Origin of the sequence: Roseibium salinum (assembly GCF_026240905.1) — a bacterium.
Lineage (GTDB): Bacteria > Pseudomonadota > Alphaproteobacteria > Rhizobiales > Stappiaceae > Roseibium > Roseibium salinum.
The window spans coordinates 3,830,501-3,850,344 of record NZ_JAPEVI010000003.1; the positions used below are offsets into that span (position 1 = coordinate 3,830,501).

The 19,844-nt window shown below is 63.3% G+C and carries 17 protein-coding genes and 2 pseudogenes; 13 read left to right on the plus strand and 6 right to left on the minus strand.

The genetic code is table 11. The features are described 5' to 3' along the window. The first annotated feature begins 163 nt into the window (after positions 1-163). Both ON753_RS22370 and ON753_RS22375 read left to right on the plus strand, forming a co-directional pair. On the plus strand, positions 164-1,552 hold the full coding sequence (locus ON753_RS22370; protein WP_265965600.1) for a lipopolysaccharide biosynthesis protein: 1,389 nt from the start codon (positions 164-166) through the stop codon (positions 1,550-1,552). Next, positions 1,542-2,669, plus strand: coding sequence for a GNAT family N-acetyltransferase (locus ON753_RS22375; protein ID WP_265965601.1), 1,128 nt, complete (start codon positions 1,542-1,544; stop codon positions 2,667-2,669). Before ON753_RS22370 ends, ON753_RS22375 begins: the two co-directional genes overlap by 11 nt. On the opposite strand, the gene ON753_RS22380 is transcribed toward ON753_RS22375, so the two are convergent. From ON753_RS22380 to ON753_RS22395, 3 genes and pseudogenes are all read right to left on the minus strand, one after another. Beyond that, positions 2,659-4,305, minus strand: a complete 1,647-nt coding sequence (locus ON753_RS22380; RefSeq protein WP_265965603.1) for an AMP-binding protein — start codon at positions 4,303-4,305, stop codon at positions 2,659-2,661. The two genes, ON753_RS22375 and ON753_RS22380, sit on opposite strands and share 11 nt — an antisense overlap. Positions 4,306-4,383: 78 nt before the next feature. Beyond that, positions 4,384-5,305, minus strand: a pseudogene (gene xerD / locus ON753_RS26765) (site-specific tyrosine recombinase XerD). Next, positions 5,305-5,478: a hypothetical protein gene (locus ON753_RS22395; protein WP_265967292.1), complete on the minus strand. Its 174-nt coding sequence runs from the start codon at positions 5,476-5,478 to the stop codon at positions 5,305-5,307. Before ON753_RS22395 ends, xerD begins: the two are co-directional and overlap by 1 nt. 257 nt (positions 5,479-5,735) lie before the next feature. On the opposite strand from ON753_RS22395, the gene ON753_RS22400 reads away from it, so the two are divergent. From ON753_RS22400 to ON753_RS22410, 3 genes are read left to right on the plus strand one after another with little or no spacing between them, the layout of a single operon-like run. After that, positions 5,736-6,332 carry a shikimate kinase gene (locus ON753_RS22400; RefSeq protein ID WP_265965607.1) on the plus strand — a complete coding sequence of 199 codons (597 nt, stop codon included), beginning with the start codon at positions 5,736-5,738 and terminating at the stop codon, positions 6,330-6,332. Between the two features lie 17 nt (positions 6,333-6,349). Continuing rightward, positions 6,350-7,498 (plus strand): 3-dehydroquinate synthase, encoded by a 1,149-nt coding sequence (gene aroB / locus ON753_RS22405; RefSeq protein ID WP_265967238.1) that lies wholly within the window; start codon positions 6,350-6,352, stop codon positions 7,496-7,498. Continuing rightward, entirely contained in the window at positions 7,495-8,826 is a 1,332-nt protein-coding gene (locus ON753_RS22410; protein ID WP_265965609.1) for an HlyC/CorC family transporter, read from the plus strand. The genes aroB and ON753_RS22410 overlap by 4 nt, the downstream gene beginning before the upstream one ends. A 115-nt stretch (positions 8,827-8,941) precedes the next feature. Here ON753_RS22410 and ON753_RS22415 read toward each other — a convergent pair whose 3' ends face one another. After that, positions 8,942-9,238 (minus strand): BolA family protein, encoded by a 297-nt coding sequence (locus ON753_RS22415; protein WP_265965612.1) that lies wholly within the window; start codon positions 9,236-9,238, stop codon positions 8,942-8,944. A gap of 329 nt (positions 9,239-9,567) precedes the next feature. On the opposite strand from ON753_RS22415, the gene ON753_RS22420 reads away from it, so the two are divergent. From ON753_RS22420 to ON753_RS22440, 5 genes and pseudogenes are all read left to right on the plus strand, one after another. Further along, complete coding sequence (locus tag ON753_RS22420; protein ID WP_265967239.1) at positions 9,568-10,158, plus strand: DnaJ domain-containing protein; 591 nt, start codon at positions 9,568-9,570, stop codon at positions 10,156-10,158. 67 nt (positions 10,159-10,225) lie between these two features. After that, positions 10,226-11,211 (plus strand): annotated as a pseudogene (cobS, locus tag ON753_RS22425) (cobaltochelatase subunit CobS). 7 nt (positions 11,212-11,218) lie between these two features. Then, on the plus strand, positions 11,219-13,126 hold the full coding sequence (gene cobT / locus ON753_RS22430) for a cobaltochelatase subunit CobT (RefSeq protein WP_265965614.1): 1,908 nt from the start codon (positions 11,219-11,221) through the stop codon (positions 13,124-13,126). 90 nt (positions 13,127-13,216) lie between these two features. Beyond that, positions 13,217-14,176, plus strand: a complete 960-nt coding sequence (locus ON753_RS22435; RefSeq protein ID WP_265965616.1) for an esterase-like activity of phytase family protein — start codon at positions 13,217-13,219, stop codon at positions 14,174-14,176. A 78-nt stretch (positions 14,177-14,254) separates the two neighbouring features. Then, positions 14,255-14,650, plus strand: coding sequence for a hypothetical protein (locus ON753_RS22440; RefSeq protein ID WP_265965619.1), 396 nt, complete (start codon positions 14,255-14,257; stop codon positions 14,648-14,650). A gap of 106 nt (positions 14,651-14,756) precedes the next feature. On the opposite strand, the gene ON753_RS22445 is transcribed toward ON753_RS22440, so the two are convergent. Together ON753_RS22445 and rpmB are read right to left on the minus strand one after the other, a co-directional pair. Then, a complete protein-coding gene (locus ON753_RS22445; protein WP_265965621.1) occupies positions 14,757-15,422 on the minus strand; it encodes a queuosine precursor transporter in 666 nt (221 codons plus the stop codon). 87 nt (positions 15,423-15,509) lie between these two features. Then, complete coding sequence (rpmB, locus tag ON753_RS22450; protein ID WP_265965624.1) at positions 15,510-15,809, minus strand: 50S ribosomal protein L28; 300 nt, start codon at positions 15,807-15,809, stop codon at positions 15,510-15,512. 344 nt (positions 15,810-16,153) lie between these two features. Here rpmB and ON753_RS22455 point away from each other — a divergent pair, with 344 nt between their 5' ends. The 3 genes from ON753_RS22455 (at position 16,154) to ON753_RS22465 (ending at position 19,778) form a co-directional block, all read left to right on the plus strand. Beyond that, positions 16,154-16,996, plus strand: a complete 843-nt coding sequence (locus ON753_RS22455) for a DUF3108 domain-containing protein (RefSeq protein WP_265965626.1) — start codon at positions 16,154-16,156, stop codon at positions 16,994-16,996. 232 nt (positions 16,997-17,228) lie between these two features. Next, complete coding sequence (locus ON753_RS22460) at positions 17,229-18,182, plus strand: acetyl-CoA carboxylase carboxyltransferase subunit alpha (RefSeq protein WP_265965628.1); 954 nt, start codon at positions 17,229-17,231, stop codon at positions 18,180-18,182. 327 nt (positions 18,183-18,509) lie between these two features. After that, positions 18,510-19,778 (plus strand): L,D-transpeptidase family protein, encoded by a 1,269-nt coding sequence (locus ON753_RS22465; RefSeq protein WP_265965631.1) that lies wholly within the window; start codon positions 18,510-18,512, stop codon positions 19,776-19,778. The last annotated feature ends 66 nt before the right edge of the window (positions 19,779-19,844 follow it).

The window sequence follows — 19,844 nt, forward strand, 5'->3', positions numbered from 1 at the left end:
CGATGCGAATGTGTTCCCGTTATGTTCCTACTTGTGACCGAGACCGTGATTCCGGTCAAGCCCTAATTTGCGCGGGTGGCGCTGCGGAAGCGGGAGCACGGCGACGGAATATTAAGTCCCTCATGTCACAAATGCCGAGTGGTGTTCATAAAGGGGCCCGTTCGTGCGATTTTCCGCTGTTTCCCGCACAAGGCGTTTTCTCAGCCCGGCCCGGGTTCAGGCATTGGGCGCGCAGATCCTTGAGGAAGCGTCCGGCCGGATGGCCATCTCCACGTTCTTCGTCCGCATCGCGGGCGCGGCGCTTGCCTATCTGTCACAAATCGTCCTGGCGCGCCTCATGGGCGCGCATGACTACGGGATCTATTCGGTCGCCTGGACCGTGGTGATCGTTCTCGGCGCCATGTCCTGTGGCGGCTTTTCGACGTCGGCCACCCGGTTCGTTCCTCAGTATCTGCAGGCCCGGGATTACGAACGGCTGCGCGGCTTCATGCGTGCGGCACGCTGGACCGCGTTCCTGATCGGCGCGGCGGCAGCCGCGGCGGCGAGCGCGGTGATCTACCTGCTCGGACCGGTCATCGAGCCGTATTACGTTGCTCCCCTCCTGATCGCACTCCTCGCCCTGCCGTTCTTCGCCTTCGCCCTGATCCAGGACGGTATCGCCCGCAGCTACGACTGGTCTTCCCTTGCCATGCTGCCGACCTATATCTGGCGGCCGCTGGCGATCCTCGTCCTTCTGGTCGCGGTGGCGCTCGCAGGTGGCCAGACGGACGCGCGGACGACGGCGGCCGTGGCGGTCGCGGCCACCATGATCGTCGCGCTCTACCAGTATGTTCATCTGAGCAGGCGGCTGGCGCCGCAGATCCCCGCCGGGCCGTACCGGATCGAAATGACGTCGTGGCTGGCGGTTTCCATGCCGATGCTTCTGGTGGAAGGGTTCCTGCAGCTGATCACCAGCGCGGACGTCATCATGGTCAGCTTTTTCCGGAACCCGGATGAGGTCGCGGTCTATTTCGCCGCCTCCAAGACGCTGGCGCTCGTCCACTTCGTCTATTTTGCCGTTCGGGCCGCTTCGGCCCACCGGATCTCAAGCTTCACCCACAGCCGGGATGAAGCCGGACTTGCCGATTACATGCGCCGGATGACCCATTGGACGTTCTGGCCGTCGCTTCTGGCCGGGGCGGGCCTGTTGGTGATCGCACCCTTGCTGCTGAGGCTCTTCGGGAGCGGATTTGAAAGCGGCTACGTGCTGATCGCCCTGCTGATGATCGGCGTTCTCGCCCGGGCCTCGGTCGGACCGGCCGATGCGCTCTTGTCCATGACGGGACACCAGAATGCCTGTGCGGGCATTTATGCCACGACATTCATGCTGAATGTCGCCTTCAATCTCATCCTGATCCCGCTGCTGGGCCTCGCCGGAGCAGCCATTGCCACGAGCTGCGCCATCCTGTTCGAGGCAACGGCGCTCGCCCTTGTCGCGAAACAGAAGCTCAATATCACCACGTTCGTTCTGCCATTGCTTCTTGCACGGAAGGACCGGCCGGTTGATCAGTGAGAACGTCTCCTCCCGCCTGGAGTTTGCCGACCTCGACCCGCTGGGCGATCTGCCTGCCGCAGGCGACTGGCAGCAATTGTGCGACGGCGCTCTCGACCCCAATCCCTTTTTCGGCCCGGCTTTTCTGCGCCCTTATGTGAAGAACATGGCCGGAGCGGCTGTCCGCCTCGCAGTGGTACGGGAGCGGGACACAGGAACCTGGCTGATGGCAGCGCCGGTGGCGAGGCGTCGCATCGGCCTCGCCGTGCCGGTTGCGACCCTCTGGGCAACCGATTATTCCCCGCTCGGCACACCGCTGATGCATCCGGGCACGGATGCGGAGGTCGTGCGCTGCTTTTTTGACGGCGCGGCCGGCCCCGGCGGGCTGCTTGCCATTCCCTATTTGCCGCTGGCCTCGCAGACGGCGAGCCGGCTCACCGGCGCCGATATCGGGCCGCTTGCCATTGCGGCCCGGGAGAAGCGTGCCGGTCACGATGCCGGCGCTGCGGGTGAGGCGCAACTCGAGGCTGCCTTCAGCGGCAAGCGGCGCAAGGAAATGCGCCGCCTTCTCCGCCGCCTGGATGAAGATGGCGCGAGCCGGTTCGAGAGCCTCACGGAGTCCGATGCATCCCGCGGTTTTGAGGAATTTCTGGCCCTGGAAGCCTCCGGGTGGAAGGGCCGGTCGGGCACGGCGCTGATCAGCAAGCCGCAAACGGCGGCTTTTTCCCTCGAGGCGATCGCCGGTCTCGCCCGTCTTGGCCGTGTGCGTATCGATCAGTTCTGGTCCGGTGACAGGCTCATCGCCTCGCTTGTGCTGATAGAGGCGGGCGGGCAGGTGTTCTCCTGGAAGATCGCCTTCGACGAGGCTTACGGGCGCTATTCGCCCGGCGCGCAGATCGCGCTCTACACCTTCCGGCAGAACCTGGCGCTGCCCGGCTTCATGGGCGCCGATTCCCTCGCCGTTCCGGGCCATTCGATGATCGAACCGCTGTGGCGCGGACGGTTGGAGACCGGCACGATGGTCCTTGCCCAAGGCGCCGCCGGCAGCCTGAAGCTGCGTCTGGCGACCGCGGATCTTGCCGCCGAACAGGCCCTGCGGCGGCTGGCCCGCTCGGTAAGGCAAAGGCTCAAGAGGTAGAGCCGCGCGAGGCTTCTTCGCGCGCCAGCTCGCGCAGTTTACGGCGGATGACCTTGCCGGTCGTGGTCATGGGCAGCGACTCCACGAACTCGATCTCGCGCGGGTATTCGTGTGCCGACAGGCGCTCGCGGACAAAGGTTCGTATGTCGTCTTCCAGCGCCTTGCCGGGCTCCTGCCCGGACTTCAGGACCACATAGGCCTTGACGACTTCCGTGCGCAGCGGGTCGGGTTTGCCGACGGCCGCTGACAGGGCCACGGCGGGGTGCCTGATCAGGCAATCCTCGATTTCGCCCGGACCGATGCGGTAGCTGGCGGAGGTAATGATGTCGTCGTCGCGGCCGATGAAATGGATATAGCCGTCCTCGTCGATCACGCCCTGGTCGCCGGTGACCATCCATTCGCCGATGAATTTTTCTTCTGTCGCCTCCGGCTTGTTCCAGTACCTCAGGAACATGACCGGATCGGGCCGGCGGATGGCGATCTGCCCGAGCGATTCCGCAGGCAGGGGATTGCCGGCAGCGTCGATGATGGCGACCTCATGACCGGGAATGGCCTTGCCGATGGCGCCGGACCGGGTGACGCCGATTTCCGCGGCTGAGCCGAGGACGGCGTTGCATTCGGTCTGGCCGTAGAACTCGTTCACCGGAAAGCCGAACTCGTCGGCGAACCAGTCATAGGTTTCGCGCCCGAGGGATTCGCCCGCCGAACCGACGCTGCGCCAGTTGAGCCTGAACCGCTTGCCCGGCCGCTCGACCGCCCGCAGCATCTTGAGGGCGGTCGGCGGAATAAAGGCGTTGCGGATCTCCTGGCGCTCCAGCAGATGAAAGGCGAATTCCGGGTCGAATTTCCTGAAGGCATGGGAGACCACGGGGACGCCGAGCGCGAGCGCGGGAAACAGCGCGTTCAAGAGCCCGCCCGCCCAGGCCCAGTCGGCCGGCGTCCACAGCATGTCGCCGTCCCGGCCGAGAAAATTCTGCGACAGCGAAATGCCCGGCATGTGACCGGGCAGGACCCGGTGCCCGTGCAGGACACCCTTGGGCTGGCCGGTCGTTCCGGACGTGTAGATCATCAGGGCCGGATCGTCCGGCGACGTCTTCAGCGTCTCGAAACGGCCCGAGGCTCCGGACAAGAGCCTGTCAAAGGATTCCGTCCCGGTTTCCGGGCCGTCGACCGAGATCAGCAATTCCAGATCGGCAAGGTCGTTACGGATCTCCGCGAGTTTCGAAAGGCCTGCCGTATCCGTCACAAGAACCCTGGCTCCCGAATCCGACAGCCGGTAGCGCAGGGCGTCCAGGCCGAAAAGCGCCGCGAGCGGCACGGCGACGGCGCCCATCTTGTAGGCGCCGAGATGGGCGATCGCCGTCTGCGGGATCTGCGGCAGCAGCAGGGCGACCCTGTCGCCTTGCTGCACGCCCTTGGCGCACAGGACGTTGGCGAACCGGTTGGCGGCGTCGTTGAGGGCCTTGTGGCTCCAGTCCCGATGGGACCCGTCGGCCAGCACATGCCGGATGGCAAGGCGGTCCGGATCCTGGACCGCCCACCGGTCGCTGACCGCGCCTGCCATGTTGTAGATATTCGGCACGGACCACTCGAAGCGGGCTTTCAGCGTGTCATAGTCGCTGGCAGGGTGCAGCATAGGGACGGTTCCGGTGCGAAAAATTTAGGCAGCGGAGTTTAGGGTGTGAATTGCTGCAGCGCAATAGAGCCCCGGATTTCATCTCTTGGCGAGCGGATGCGCCGTTTCCACCAGTTCGCGCAGGCGTTCGTCCAGAACGTGGGTATAGATCTGCGTGGTGGAAATGTCGGCATGGCCGAGCAGTTGCTGGACCACGCGCAGGTCGGCACCGTTCTGCAGAAGGTGAGAGGCAAAGGCGTGACGCAGGACGTGCGGCGAAACCTTCGAGGCGTCGAGGCCGGCGGATATGGCCAGGTCTTTCAGGTCGCGCGCAAAATGCTGTCGGGTCAGATGGCCGCTGTCGCCACGGGACGGGAAAAGCCAGGGGCTTTTTCATAAGCGCCTTCCGCGGCGCGCAGGCCGACATAGTCCTTCATGGCCGCCTGCGCGGCCCGGGAGAGCGGCACCAGGCGCTCCTTGCCGCCCTTACCCTTGATCTCGATGAGCCGGGCATCGCGCAACGCCGCCGTGACCGGAAGGGCGACGAGTTCGGAAACGCGCAGGCCGGTGGCATAGAGCACCTCGATCAGCGTGTACATGCGCTGGGCACGCAGCCGGGCCGCGGCACTCTTTTGCGGTTTTTCGCTCTCGGCCCGCGCCGTTTCGATCAGCGTGTCGACCTCTTCGATCGACAGCACCTTGGGCAGGCTGCCGCTTTTTTCGGCGCCGAGAGGGTGCGGGTCGGGTCGTCCTCCCGGCTGCCTTCGGCATAAAGAAACTTGTAGAACTGCTTCAGGGCGGAGAGGCGCCTGGCCTGCGAGCTTTTCGCAAAGCCGCGCCGCGTCAGGTCGCCCATATAGGCGGAGATGTCTTCCGGCTGGGCGGCGGCCAGCGTCTTGCGTCCCAGAAAACCGGCAAAGTCCTCCAGGTCCCGCCGGTAGCCGGCAAGCGTGTTGTCGGCCGCGCCGCGTTCCGCCGCGAGCATTTCCAGGAAATTCTCCAGGTCGAAGCCAGTTGCCATCAGCGGCCGAACCCGTCCTTCTTCACCCGCACCGTGATCTCCCGTTCACGCGGGTCGACAAAATTCGCCAGAGCGTAGATCGCGCCGTAGCCGAGAGCGCCCAGCAACAAAAGCACAAGCAGCAGGCGGGTCAGGGTCGGCACGTCGGGTCTCCAGACTAGATCAACCTGCATTCAGGTTAAGCTTCCTGAAGGCAGAAAGTTGATCGCTCAAAGTTCCGGAGCATCTTGCGTTGATCCGAACGCAAGATGCTCCGGCGAGATCGGATGTTGGATTGTTCCAGCAAGCGCGGGGCGGGCGCAAGGCTGGGGCAGCTGATATTCAAGCAGTCCCGGCATGACTTCCCCCGTGTCTTTTTCGACGAATATGCTAAAACGCCGCCATGAAGGACTACGACAAGATGCGGCGCCCGGATGCAGGCGACGCGGACATGACAGCGAAAACCGTCGACCTGGGCCGCCTGGTGGAAGTCCTCGGGAGCCGGTCGATCGTGCTCGTCGGCATCATGGGTTGCGGCAAGTCGACGGTCGGAAAACGCCTCGCGCATCGGCTCGGCCTTGAGTTCGTCGATGCGGATTCGGAAATCGAACGGGCCGCCAACATGACGGTATCCGAGATTTTCGCGGAGCACGGCGAACGCTATTTCCGCAGCGGCGAGGAGCGGGTGATTGCCAGGCTGTTGCGGGAAGGGCCCCAGGTTCTGGCCACCGGCGGCGGTGCTTTCATGAGTGCGGCAACCCGCGAGGAAATTGCCGAACACGGTGTGTCCATATGGCTGAAGGTGGATTTCGACACCGTCATGGCCAGGGTGCGCCGGCGCGCGACCCGTCCGCTCCTGCAAAATCCCGATCCCGAAGGCACGATGCGCAATCTTCTGTCGGAGCGTGAACCGGTCTATGCCAGAGCGTCCCTGACGGTGACATCGCGGGACGTTCCGCATGAAGCGGTGGTGAACCAGATCATCGATGCGCTGGCGGACCACCTGTTCCAGGGCGAGGACGGCAACGTCCCGCAGAGTTCAACATGACATTCGAAGCGTGCAACATGGCAGAGACGGCAGTGGCGGAAAACGGATCCGGAGGGGACGCGAATGTGGTCCGGGTGGACCTGGGCACGCGCGGTTACGACATCAGGATCGGGCGCGGTCTGCTGGCGAGCGCGGGGGCGGAGATTGCCGCCGTGCTGCCCGGAGCGCGTCTGGCAGTCGTTGCCGACGAGACCGTCGCACGCCTGCATCTGAAGGCCTTTTCGCAAAGCCTGACGGCGGCGGGGCTGGACCATAGGGCAATTACGGTTCCCGCCGGAGAAAGCACCAAGTGTTTCCGGGAATTCGAGCGGCTGTGCGATGAAATCCTCGCCGCCCGCCTGGAGCGCGGCGATGCGGTCGTCGCGCTTGGCGGCGGAGTGGTCGGCGACCTGACCGGCTTTGCCGCTTCGGCCGTGCGCCGGGGCATGGCCTTCATCCAGGTGCCGACGACATTGCTGGCCCAGGTGGACAGCTCCGTCGGCGGCAAGACCGGCATCAATTCCAGGCACGGCAAGAACCTGATCGGCGCGTTTCACCAGCCCGTCCTCGTGCTGGCCGATACGGCCGTTCTGGACACGCTTGCCCCGCGCGATTTCCGTTCCGGCTACGCGGAAGTCGCCAAATACGGGCTTCTGGGCGATGCGGAGTTCTTCGCCTGGCTTGAAGACAACTGGCAGGCGGTTTTCGCGGGCGGGCCGGAACGGGACGAGGCCGTGGCCCGCTCCTGTCAGGCAAAGGCCGAGGTGGTCGCCGCGGACGAACTGGAATCGGGCCGGCGGGCACTGCTCAACCTGGGCCACACTTTCGGTCACGCTCTGGAAGCGGCCGTGTCCTACGAGACGGAGCGTCTGGTCCACGGCGAAGGTGTCGCCATCGGCATGATGCTCGCCCATGAGTTTTCCGAGCGGCTCGGCCTTACCGGCGAAGACACGGTCTTGCGCGTTCGCAGGCACCTGACGGATGTCGGCCTGCCGGTTCGTGTGCGGGATATTCCCGGGCAACTGCCGCCGGCAGAGACGTTCCTGGACATCATTGCGCAGGACAAGAAGGTGAGCCGCGGCGCTCTGACATTCATTCTCACCCGGGGGATCGGTGAGGCTTTCGTCGAGAAAGGCGTCGATCCGGCTCTCGTTGCAGACTTCCTGAAGGAGAAACTTGAGGCATGACGGTAACAGCTCTCTGGCTGGCGCTCGCGGCCATCCTGGTGCTCCTGATGCTATCGGGCTTTTTTTCCGGTTCGGAAACGGCGCTCACCGCAGCGTCGCGCGCCCGGCTGCATCAGATCGAAAAGAACGGTGACTGGCGCGCGGGGGTGGCGAGCCGGCTGATTGCGTCGCGCGAGCGGCTGATCGGTGCGCTTCTGCTTGGCAACAACCTCGTCAACATCATGGCATCGGCTCTGGCAACGAGCGTGTTCCTGTCCGTTTTCGGCGAAGCGGGCGTTGCGCTCGCAACCCTGGTGATGACGGCGCTTGTGCTGGTGTTTTCAGAAGTGCTGCCGAAGACCTGGGCAATCTCCGCCCCGGAGCGTTTCGCGATTGCCGTTTCCCCGACCTTGCGCATCGTGGTCGCGGTATTCGCGCCGATCGTGATCGGCGTGGAATGGATCGTCCGCAACATCCTGCGGGTTGTCGGCGTCAACGTCAGGGATGACACGTTCATCCTGTCCGCGCATGAGGAACTGCGCGGCGCGGTCGATCTGCAGCATATCGAAGGCGGCCTCGAAAAAGGCGAGCGCGACCGGCTTGGCGGTCTGCTCGACCTGGCCGAACTCGAAGTCTCCGATGTCATGGTTCACCGCACCAACATGCTTGCGCTGAACGCCGATGACGATCCGGGCAATCTGGTCAATGCGGCGCTCGGCTCGCCCTATACGCGCCTGCCGCTGTGGCAGGGAGAGAGCGACAATTTCGTCGGCGTGCTTCACGCCAAGGACCTGTTGCGCGCGCTGCATGCGGCCGGCGGCGATGCGGCGAAGATCAACATCCTGGAAATTGCGGCGCCGGCCTGGTTCGTGCCCGATACCACCAGCCTGCAGGACCAGCTCAACGCCTTTCTGCGCCACAAATCCCATTTTGCCCTCGTGGTGGACGAGTATGGCGAAGTGATGGGCCTCGTGACGCTGGAGGACATCCTGGAGGAAATCGTCGGCGAGATCGCGGACGAGCATGACGTGGAACTGGAAGGCCTGCGTCCGCAGGCGGACGGTTCGGTGATCGTCGACGGGTCGGTCCCGATTCGCGATCTCAACCGTGCGGCCGACTGGAACCTGCCCGATGACGAGGCAACGACCATCGCCGGCCTCGTGATCCACGAAGCGCGCATGATCCCGGAAGAGCGGCAGATCTTCACGTTTCACGGTTTCCGGTTCACCGTCCTCCGGCGGGAGAGGAACCGGATCACGCGGCTGAGAATCATGCCGCTTGGCCAGGTCCGCCCGCTGTCGGGCGGCGAGGTGCAACGCGTGACGTCCGCGGCGCCTTCTTCTTCGTAACTGCCGCAGACCTCAGGCGCCAGCAAGGGCGGGCGCAGCCTGCGCCACGCATGTCCGAAATGAAGTATGTGTGCGAACAGTCAGTCTGAGGTGGCTTGGCCCCGATGCCGGCGACCTATTCCGCCACCTTGATGGCGCGGGGGTCGGGTTCGCTGTCGGCGCGGATTTCCAGGGCGAGGGCGTGAACGCCGTTTGCCAGCTCGTGTGCCAGCACGTCATTCACGGCCCGGTGTCGGGCGACACGGTTCATGCCTTCAAAGGCCGCTGCGGCAATTTGCACCCGAAAATGGGTCTGGCCGCCCTCGCGCCAGCCGCCGTGGCCCTTGTGCTTGTCGGACTCGTCTATCACATTCAGGAACGAGGGTGAAAAGGCCGCGCTGAGCTTGTCGGCGATCGTCTGTCTGGTGTTCATGGTCTTTTGGCCCGCAAATTCACAAAACCGGTTGGAATAGAGTGGGCAAACGGCTTTGAACTGCCGCGTGAAAGCCCCAGGACCGGACCGCGGGGCCGCTCCCCGCAGCGCGTCGTCGTTTGCACCGTTTCACTCATGTTAACGAGTCCCGGGGCTAACGTGTATGCACTGTTTTAAAAGTTCAAGTCTTTGCTGACATGACCGTGCCTGATAGAGTGATGGGCTGTTCCACTTCCGGGAACCGGAACACGCAACTTAGCTTTGGAAACCGGATCATTACAACGACCTGCGGCTTGTCCGCAGCATGATGGATCTTGATATTCAGCCGCATGAAACTGGACTCAAAACTTTTCGACAGCATCCGCGTGAAGCCGGACAAGGAGCGGACCGAGCAGGACCGTCATCCTGCCTGTGAGCATCCGGGGTGTAAGCGGCCGGGGATGCACCGGGCGCCGAAAGGGCGTGACCGGGAAGGGCAGTACTTCCATTTCTGCATTGATCACGTGCGCGAATACAACAAGACCTACAATTACTTCGTCGGCATGGGCGACGACGACGTGCGCACGTACCAGAAGGACAGCCTGACCGGCCACCGTCCAACCTGGAAAATGGGCGTGAACAAGCAGGCGGCTGCCGGTCCGGACGGGTATGATGCCCGCGCCGGCATGCGCGAAAATGCGCAGCGGCGGGCGGCGCAGGCTCGGCGTCCGCGCGAAAGAAAGCTGCTGGCGCTTGAAAAACGTTCGCTGGATGTGCTCAATCTGCCCTACTCAGCCCGTGGCGCGGAAATAAAAGCGCGCTATAAGGAGCTGGTGAAATTGAACCATCCGGACGCCAATGGCGGTGACAGATCTTCTGAAGACCGCCTGCGGGAGATCATTCAGGCCTACAATGTCCTGAAAAAAGCCGGTTTCCTTTAAGCCTGCAGGCATCTGCCGGCTTTTCCCAAATGACCCTTCCCGAGATTGCCGGGATTGCGGAGGACTGATGACTGAGACGACGACTGCGGCTATGGCCATGCCGGACACTGAGATTTCCGTTGAAGAGGTTTTTGGCTTCAAGTCCAGCCTCAAGGTTCCAGCATTTTCCGCGCCGTCCGAGCATGTGCCCGACCGGGACGACGACTATCTGTTCGATAAAGCGACCACGCTGGCGATCCTCGCCGGTTTCGCGCATAACCGGCGCGTGATGGTGACCGGCTATCACGGTACGGGCAAATCGACCCATATCGAGCAGGTTGCCTCCCGGCTCAACTGGCCCTGTGTCCGTGTCAACCTGGACAGCCACATTTCCCGTATCGACCTGGTCGGCAAGGATGCGATCGTGCTGCGCGAAGGCCAGCAGGTGACCGAATTCCGCGACGGCATCCTGCCCTGGGCGTACCAGCACAATGTCGCGCTGGTGTTCGATGAATATGACGCGGGCCGTCCCGACGTGATGTTCGTGATCCAGCGTATCCTGGAATCCTCCGGGCGCCTGACCCTGCTCGACCAGAGCCGCGTCATCCGGCCGCACCCGGCGTTCCGGCTGTTTGCGACGGCGAACACCGTCGGTCTCGGCGACACGTCCGGCCTCTATCACGGTACGCAGCAGATCAACCAGGCCCAGATGGACCGCTGGTCGATCGTTACCACGCTGAACTACCTGCCCCATGACAACGAGGTCGACATCGTCCTGGCCAAGGTCAAGCATTTCCAGACGGACGAGGGCCGCAACATCGTCTCCAAGATGGTGCGCCTGGCCGACATGACCCGGAACGCCTTCATCAACGGCGACCTGTCGACGGTCATGAGCCCGCGTACGGTGATCACCTGGGGGAAAACACGCAGATCTTCGGCGATATCGGTTTCGCCTTCCGCCTGACCTTCCTCAACAAGTGTGACGACATGGAGCAGTCCCTCGTGGCCGAGTTCTACCAGCGTTGCTTTGGAGAAGACCTGCCGGAATCCTCCGTCAATGTCGTGATGAGCTGAGGTAAGCATGGCTCCACGCCCAGGCAGCAATTCCCTTCCGGGTAACAAACCCGCACCGAGCACCGAACCGTTCAAGCAATCGGTGAGCGGCGCCATGCGGGCGATTGCCGGCGAAGCGGAACTGGAGGTGATCTTCTCCGGCGACCGGCCGGGCCTGTCCGGCCTGACCGCCCGTCTGCCGGAACCTTCCCGCAAGGTGAATATTCACGAGATCTCGGTGACCCGCGGCCTGTCGGATGCCATGGCCTTGCGCCTTGCCTGCCACGACAAGGCGCTGCACGCCAGGAACGTGCCGCAGGGTGCGGAAGCAAAGGTCATATTCGAGGCCCTCGAACAGGCGCGCTGCGAGGCGGTGGGGGCGCGGCGCATGCAGGGTGTCGCCGACAACCTGGCGGTCATGCTGGACGACCGGTTCCGCAAATCCGGTGCAGCCGAGATTACCAGCCGTGAGGACGCCCCGCTCCAGGACGCCCTGTCGCTGATCGTGCGCGAACGCCTGACCGGCGCAAGGCCGCCGGAAAGCGCGACCAAGCTCGTCGACATGTGGCGAGACTGGATCGAGGACAAGGCGGGAGGCGAGCTCGACAAGCTGGAAGCGGAGGTCGAGGACCAGAACCTGTTCGGCCGTCAGCTCCGGGAGGTTCTGAAATCCCTGGACATGGCCGATGAACTCGGCGACCACGACCAGGACATGGATCCGGACCAGAACGAGGACGAGGGCAACAACGACGAAGCGGAAACCGGCGACGACGGCCAGGAGGATACCGGCGAGCAGGAAACCGCTCCCCAGGAGATGGAGCTTTCCGGCGAAGAGCAGGACAGCGGCGAGACCGAGGCCGCCGAGGCGGACATGGAAGACTTTGCCGACCAGGACATGGCAGAGGACACCGAGGAGCCCGGGGAAAGCGACCGCCGGAACACGCCCTTCACCAACCGTCCGGAGTCCGATTATCGCGTCTTCACCTATCAGTTCGATGAGACGACCTCGGCGGAAGATCTGTGCGACATGGCCGAGCTCGACCGTCTGCGGGGCTTCCTGGACAAGCAGCTTACCCATCTGCAGGGCGCTGTCGGCCGGCTCGCCAACCGGCTGCAGCGCAAGCTGATGGCGCAGCAGAACCGGGCCTGGGACTTCGACCTGGAGGAAGGCATTCTGGATACGGCACGGCTGACCCGGGCCGTCACCGACCCGATGGCGCCGCTGGCCTTCAAGCAGGAGCGGGACACCAATTTCCGCGACACGGTCGTCACGCTGCTGCTCGACAATTCCGGCTCCATGCGCGGACGCCCCATCACGGTCGCGGCGACCTGCGCCGACATTCTGGCCCGCACGCTGGAGCGCTGCGGCGTGAAGGTCGAGATTCTCGGCTTCACGACCAAGGCCTGGAAGGGCGGGCAGTCGCGCGAGGCTTGGATCGGCGCCGGCAAGCCCCCGGCGCCGGGGCGGCTGAACGATCTGCGCCACATCATCTACAAATCCGCGGACGCGCCCTGGCGGCGGGCTCGTCGCAATCTCGGCCTGATGATGCGCGAAGGCCTCCTGAAGGAGAACATCGACGGCGAAGCGCTGCTGTGGGCCCACGACCGGCTGATGGCCCGGCCGGAACAGCGGCGCATCCTGATGATGATTTCCGATGGCGCGCCGGTGGACGACACGACGCTGTCCGTCAATCCGGGCAACTATCTGGAACGTCATCTGCGCTACGTGATCGAGGAAATCGAGACCAGGTCGCCGGTCGAACTGATCGCCATCGGCATCGGCCATGACGTGACCCGCTACTACCGCCGCGCCGTGACGATCGTCGATGCGGAGGAACTGGCCGGCGCCATGACGGATCAGCTGGCCGATCTCTTCGATGACGAAGCCGGGTTCGCGTTCCAGACGCGCGGCCGGCGCCGTGCCGGGCGCCGGTAGGCGCCGCGGCTCGTGAGACCTCAGCGGTTTCGGGGAGCGTGCGGGGCCGCGGTCGTCCTGGCGGTTATGGCCGCAGGGCTTCTGTGGCCAGTGCCCAGCCTCGCGCAGGAGCTTCTGAGCCGGGGAGAACCGGTCACCGTCCGGACCAAGCCGATCGGCTTCTTCCGCATCGGCCATGACGAGGGGCAGTTCGGCAAGCTGACCTTTCTCGGCGGACTGGAACTGCTGGCATCCGACCGCAACATTGGCGGTCTGTCGGGCCTTCTCAGCCTCGACGGCGGCAGCCGGTTCCTGGCGGTCACCGACAATGGCAACTGGGTCGCCGGCAGTGTGGGGCAGTCGGACGAGGGGGCGCCGCTCGACATCACAGAGGTCAGATATGCGCCGCTGCGCGGGAGCGACGGCAAGACCCTCAAGGCGCGCTGGGGACACGATACCGAGGCGTTGGCCTTGACGCCCTCGGGCCTTTATGTGACGGCCGAAACCCGAAATGCGATCTACCGTTTTCCCTGGCCGCTCGAAACCGGCATGGAACCGATGATCGGCGCGTTGTCCCTGCCTGAGGAAATCCGCGCGCTGCCCCGCAACACCGGCCTTGAATCCCTGGCCGGCGGGCCGGAAGAGGGTGCACTTGCCGGAAAGCTGGTGGCGGTGAGCGAATCCTCGCCGAGCGACGCTCACGACCTGGCCGGCTACATCATCGGCGAAAACCGCTCCGAACGTTTCAGCATCCGCCGCACCGACCGCTTCGACGCCACGGATGCGGCGTTTCTGCCCGATGGCGATCTTGTGCTGATGGAGCGCCGGTTCAACCTGCGCGACCTGATCGGCCTGCGCCTGCGCCGCTTTTCGGGCGGCTTGATTGCGCCAGGAGCGGTACTGGACGGGGAACTGCTCCTGGAGGCCGATTTCGGCTATCAGATCGACAATATGGAAGCGCTGGCGGTGCACCGGAACGCCGGCGGCGAAACCATCCTGACGCTCGTGTCGGACGACAACCGGTCGCTGTTGCAGCGAACGGTTTTTCTGCGGTTCCGGCTGGATCGGTAGTTCGTCCAATAGAATCTGGTGCTATCGAAAATTTTCTCGTGTTAGATGCTCCCCTGTTAATACTGCCGAGGAGTGTTCATGAAGAATGAATTTCTGAAAAGGTTCGCCTTGTTGAGCCTGAGCCTTGCTGTTTTCACAGGCGTATCCGGCCAAACAGCCTGGGCTGCAAGCTACAAGAATTTGGCTTCCAAAGGTTACAAGATAAGCAAGCTCACCAGAAGTCCTTCTGGATCCATGGGATGGTATCTGACCGGTGAAGGCAAGAAATACTTCTGCCTGTTGAACGTCGGCGTGGTCTATATCGGCGAGACCGGGATGGGCATATTTACCTCGTCCGGACGACTTATTGAGGTCGACCGTGCCACTTATCACAAGCATCAAGGGGTCAGCAAAACGGACGCGCCGCAAATGAGCGACCTGAAGGCGGGTCGGGTTCGTCCGCGCGACGTCGGGGTATGCACTTTCGCCGGCTAGGGTTGTCGGACAGCGGTTCAGATCTCGCCGGAGATTTGGTGATGCCTAAAGAGAACCTGGACAAGGTGCCGAATGAAGCAGATGCCTTGCTTCCGGGCGCTCTTTGTCACGCCGCCGATCCGTTGGCGGCCGGCCGGAAGAGGCTGAGGACGATCCGGTAGGGGGCCAGCAGGGCGATGGCGACGAGGATCTTCACCAGGAAATCGCCGGCGGCAAGCGAGACCCACAGCTGTACGTCAAGGCTCTCTGCGATGCCCAGCAGGGGCACCGGGAAAGCCAGCGAGCTGTCTTCCATGCCGAAAATTGCATCGATAAAGGCAAAGCTTGCGGAAAAGGCGATGCCGAAGAACAGGATCGTGTCGATCACCGATCCGATCAGCGAGGAAACGATGGGCGCCTTCCACCAGGTGGCCTGGCGCAGGCGGTCGAAGATGGTGACGTCGAGAAGCTGGGCGACCAGAAAAGCGGTGCCGGAGGCAATGGCGATGCGCGGGCTGGCCAGCCAGGTCGACAGGGCGACGGCGATGACGAAGCCGGCGATCACCACCTTGCGGGCGGCGGCCGGGCCGAAGCGCCGGTTGGTGAGATCCGTGACCAGAAATGCGATCGGATAGGTGAAGGCGCCCCAGGTGAGGGTGTCGGCCAGGTTCACTCCCGCGATGGAATGCTGAACCGGAAACTGAACCAGGTAATTGGAGGCCATGACGACAATCGCCATCGCGAGGATCGCGATGGCGTGATGGCCCTCGGAGAAACTCCGGGTCTCTGTCATGCTTGTTACCCTGGATCAGCCCGCATTCCTGCGGATCCGCAGGAATGCAGAAAGGTTGACCGGTTACCGGAGCAGCGCGCCGGCAGGTCAGGCAGCAGCGGCGGCTTCGGCCTGCTTGCGCTTGACGCTGACCTTGATTTTCCGGGCGGCGTCGGAAAGGTCGCCGTCAGCGGATTTCAGCAGATACGCGTCAAGGCCGCCACGGTGCTCGACCGAGCGCAGCGCATGTGCGCACACACGCAGCTTGAAGGTTTCGCCGAGCGTGTCGCTGATCAGGGACACGTTGCACAGGTTCGGCAGGAACCGGCGGCGGGATCTGTTGTTCGCGTGAGAGACGTTGTTGCCCGTCATCACATCTTTGCCGGAGAGTTCGCAACGGCGTGCCATGATATCACCTTTTGTTTTCGTGGCTGGGCCGTTACCTGAAACCCAGCAAGTCCAAACCGGAACCGGCGCGGACCTTGGGCCCGGCGACATCGCCTCCGGCATTTATCGGAAAAAAGTTGCCCCGCTATAATGGCAGCACGCGCCAACGTCAAGACGTCTCGTCCCGTTCGTCAAGATTCTGTGATTTTATTCGCCCAGGCGCGGTGCGTTAACCACTGAGTTACCATAATTTAGAATGATTGGGGGCGTTCAGCGGGCGAAATTCATGCTACTGTTTTCGTTGCGGAACACTTTACGGCGCGGGGGCGCAGTTCGCTGCCGGTCCGGCAGTGCGGAGGTTTGAAGTGTTTGGTTTGACGTCTCTTGGGTCCGGGCTCGGGCGGCTGGTCGCCCTGCCGATGCTTGCCGTGGCTTTGCTGATGACCCCGGCTGAAGCAGGGAAGAGCAACGTTGGCGGCCTTTATTCGATCTCCGTTGCCGGCTTCAAGGTCGGGCGGGGGACGCTGTCCCTTGTCATGCAGGGCAATGCCTATTCTGCGAAAGTGAGCCTGGAACCGGCGGGAATCGGCACACTGTTCTCCACCGGCAAGGGCGGTGCGGAGGCTTCCGGCTGGCTGATCGGCTCCCGGGTGGTGCCATCCAAGTACCGGATGGCTTCCCATGCGGCCAACCTGGATTTCTACGTCAACCTGGCTCAGGGCTCCGGCAGTATCCGGAGCATGGAAGTCGCGCCGAAGTTCAAACCGAACGAGGAACGTATCAAGGTCACCAACCGTCATACGCGCAACGCGATCGATCCGCTGAGTGCCGCGCTCATGCCCGTCGGCCGGTCGAGTGACACGCTGGGGCCGAAGGCCTGCGCCCGCGATCTGCCGGTCTTTGACGGCTGGACCCGGTTCGACATCAAACTGACCTACGAGGGGACCAAGGAAGTCTCCGGCCGGGGCTATGACGGGCCCGTGGTCGTGTGCAAGGCGCGCTGGGTCCCGGTGGCGGGACACAGGCCGTCCAAGGACTCGGTCAAATACATGGCCAAGGCCGACATGGAGGTCTGGATCGCGCCGATGGGCCGTGAAAACGTGCTCATCCCGTATCGTATTTCGATCGCCACGCAGAGCGGCCGCCTCGTCGTGGAGGCCTCAAAGCTCAACATCGATGGCGGGGGAAGCGATCAGGCCTCCCGCTGAAGCCCTCTCAGGTCCCGTCGCGGAAAAGCGTGTTGCGGCCTCTGTTTATCGCCTTATGCTCCAAGCGGCCGAAATGGGGCCGGCGGAACGAAGCCGAGGCTTGCGCCTCCTTGCGTCTCTTGATACAGCCCTCCACGTTATGCCGTTCGGGCACGGTCGTGCCCACGTAACTCCATTCCGGAGCCCCTGCTGTTTCGCCGGCGGTGCCGGCTTGTTTCAGGTAACCGAGTAAATGCACAGCTATTTGGAATTCGAGAAGGCCGTCGCGGAAATCGAAGGTAAGATCCAGGAGCTGCGGGCGCTCGCCGCTGATGGAGAAGCCGTCAATGTCGATGACGAGATCGAACGGCTGAAAGCGAAATCCTCCCAAACGCTGCTGGAACTCTATTCCAAGCTGACGCCCTGGCAGAAAACGCTCGTCGCCCGTCATCCGGACCGGCCGCACGCAGTGGACTACATTGCCGGCCTCGTCGACGAATTCACGCCGCTTGCCGGCGACCGGAAATTTGCCGAAGACCATGCCATGATCGCCGGCATCGGCCGGTTCCGCGGCCGGTCCGTCGCCATTCTCGCCCAGGAGAAGGGCCACAACACCGAAACGCGGCTGAAGCACAATTTCGGCATGGTCCGTCCGGAAGGCTACCGCAAGGCCGTGCGGATCATGGAAATGGCGGAGCGTTTCGGCCTGCCCCTGATCAGCTTTGTCGACACGTCCGGAGCCTATCCCGGCCGCGGCGCCGAGGAGCGCGGGCAGTCGGAAGCCATTGCGCGGTCCACAGATGCCGGCCTTGGGCTTGGCACGCCGTCTGTCTCCATCGTCATCGGCGAGGGCGGCTCCGGCGGTGCGATTGCCATCGCGACCGCCAACAAGGTGATGATGATGGAGCACGCGATCTATTCCGTGATCTCGCCGGAAGGCGCCGCCTCGATCCTGTGGCGCGACAGCACCAAGGCGCAGGACGCAGCGACCGCCCTGAAGATCACTGCCCAGGATCTGAAACAGCTCGGCGTGATCGACACGATCATCGAGGAGCCGGTGGGCGGGGCGCACCGCGCCCGCGAGATCGTGATCGACAACGCCGGAAAGGCGATCGAATCCGCCTTCACGGAGCTGGAGGGCCTCACCCCAGAGGAGCTGCGCAAGCAGCGGCGTGACAAGTTCATCGCCATCGGCCGGACCCTCTAGGGTACGGACCCAGTGGTCGTACTCTAGGTCACTTCTCCGCAAAAACTGCCGAAATACGCGGGGGTTACAGCAAATAGGGCCCCTTTGCCATCGTCTGGCCAGAATTTGCCCTCATTCAGGCGATTGTGGGAGAGGTATGGAAGCGGGCAATCCAACAATTTGTTCTTATCTCCGGAAATTTGATCGTAAGATTGATCAGGTTTCAGTAACTTATCGTCAACCATCATTCCCTAGCCTAGCGCAGGGGGCGTGACGCAGGAAATGCGGGCCGACCGTGCGGGCACGGGACAGCAGCGCCTCGCATTCCGATCAGTTTGGGATAATATCATGGTCTTTCGGCGCTTATTGCAGATGCAGGCCGGTCTCGTGCGGAGTTTGAAACGCCAGGGCGTCCGCCGATCCGCAAAGCTGGGTGCCGTTTTCATTGCCGCTGGACTTCTCGTGGGCTGTCAGGCGGACGAATACGGATACGGTCCCAAACACCAGCGCCCGGTCAGCGCTTCCATCAAGCGCAAGATAACCGACCTCAATATGAGCGTCACCTCGCCGATCATGATCCGGATCTTCAAGGAAGAGTCGGCGCTGGAAGTGTGGAAGCAAACCCGTACGGGCAAATACGCGCTCCTGGAGGAATTCGAGATCTGCAAATGGTCCGGCGAGCTCGGACCGAAATTCAAGGAAGGCGACCGTCAGGCCCCGGAAGGCTTCTATGAGATCACGCCAGGGCTGATGAACCCGAATTCCAGTTATCACCTGGCCTTCAATCTGGGGTACCCGAACAACTACGATCAAGCCCACGGGCGTACCGGCTCGCATCTGATGGTCCATGGCGCGTGCTCGTCGCGCGGCTGCTACGCAATGACCGACCAGCAGGTCCAGGACATCTATGCGCTTGCCCGCGACAGTTTCAAGGGCGGCCAGCGGTCGTTTCAGGTCCAGGCTTTCCCGTTTCGCATGACCCCGGAAAACATGGCGCGCCACCGCGACAGCGAGCATATGGAATTCTGGAAGATGCTGAAAACCGGGTATGATCACTTCGAGATCGCCAAGACCCCGCCGCAGATCTCGGTCTGCGAGAAGAAATATGTCTTTGACGCGGTGCCGCTGGTGGAAGGCATTCCGTTCCGCGCCAGTGCGCAGTGCCCGGCCTACGAGGTCAATCCGCGCATTGCGTCCGCCGTATCGTCCAAGCAGCGCAAGGACGACGAAAAATTCCAGCAGCTGGCCGCGCGTTTCGAAGCCCGCGACGAGCGGCAGAAGCGTTGGGAAAGCCGTTCGACCCTCTTCGCCACGGCGCCTGTCGGTGGCGAGGATGCGGCGGAGGCCGTAGCTATTACCGCAACCACTGAAACGACCACGCAAAGCCCGGTGGATCAGCCGCAGCAGACAGCCGCGGCCGCGGCGCCCGAAGCCGCTCCGCAGCAACGTCCGGAAACCGCAGTGGAAACGGCCTTTGCCCCTCAGGATGAAGCAGGCGGCAGCGGCGCCGTCGGCAGCTTCTTCAAACGCTGGGTGCCATTCGGGTCGAAAGCCACGGCCGAGGAGCCTGCCAGCGCTCCGATTACCACCGATGTCGTGCCGGAGCTCAAGCCGTAATCTGCGGCGGCGTACCACTCTCCTATCTTGGGGCGGACCTTTCGCCGGTCGGGGCGGCCGGTAGCG

Excerpts from the sequence above, each read along its gene's own strand:
- ON753_RS22400 (WP_265965607.1), top strand. The coding sequence starts at position 5,736 with ATGACAGCGAAAACCGTCGACCTGGGCCGCCTGGTGGAAGTCCTCGGG.
- aroB (WP_265967238.1), top strand. The coding sequence starts at position 6,350 with ATGGCAGAGACGGCAGTGGCGGAAAACGGATCCGGAGGGGACGCGAAT.
- ON753_RS22410 (WP_265965609.1), top strand. The coding sequence starts at position 7,495 with ATGACGGTAACAGCTCTCTGGCTGGCGCTCGCGGCCATCCTGGTGCTC.
- ON753_RS22460 (WP_265965628.1), top strand. The coding sequence starts at position 17,229 with ATGCACAGCTATTTGGAATTCGAGAAGGCCGTCGCGGAAATCGAAGGT.
- cobT (WP_265965614.1), top strand. The coding sequence starts at position 11,219 with ATGGCTCCACGCCCAGGCAGCAATTCCCTTCCGGGTAACAAACCCGCA.
- ON753_RS22395 (WP_265967292.1), bottom strand. The coding sequence starts at position 5,478 with ATGCAGGTTGATCTAGTCTGGAGACCCGACGTGCCGACCCTGACCCGC.
- ON753_RS22380 (WP_265965603.1), bottom strand. The coding sequence starts at position 4,305 with ATGCTGCACCCTGCCAGCGACTATGACACGCTGAAAGCCCGCTTCGAG.
- ON753_RS22420 (WP_265967239.1), top strand. The coding sequence starts at position 9,568 with ATGAAACTGGACTCAAAACTTTTCGACAGCATCCGCGTGAAGCCGGAC.
- ON753_RS22465 (WP_265965631.1), top strand. The coding sequence starts at position 18,510 with ATGGTCTTTCGGCGCTTATTGCAGATGCAGGCCGGTCTCGTGCGGAGT.
- ON753_RS22415 (WP_265965612.1), bottom strand. The coding sequence starts at position 9,238 with ATGAACACCAGACAGACGATCGCCGACAAGCTCAGCGCGGCCTTTTCA.
- ON753_RS22440 (WP_265965619.1), top strand. The coding sequence starts at position 14,255 with ATGAAGAATGAATTTCTGAAAAGGTTCGCCTTGTTGAGCCTGAGCCTT.
- ON753_RS22445 (WP_265965621.1), bottom strand. The coding sequence starts at position 15,422 with ATGACAGAGACCCGGAGTTTCTCCGAGGGCCATCACGCCATCGCGATC.
- rpmB (WP_265965624.1), bottom strand. The coding sequence starts at position 15,809 with ATGGCACGCCGTTGCGAACTCTCCGGCAAAGATGTGATGACGGGCAAC.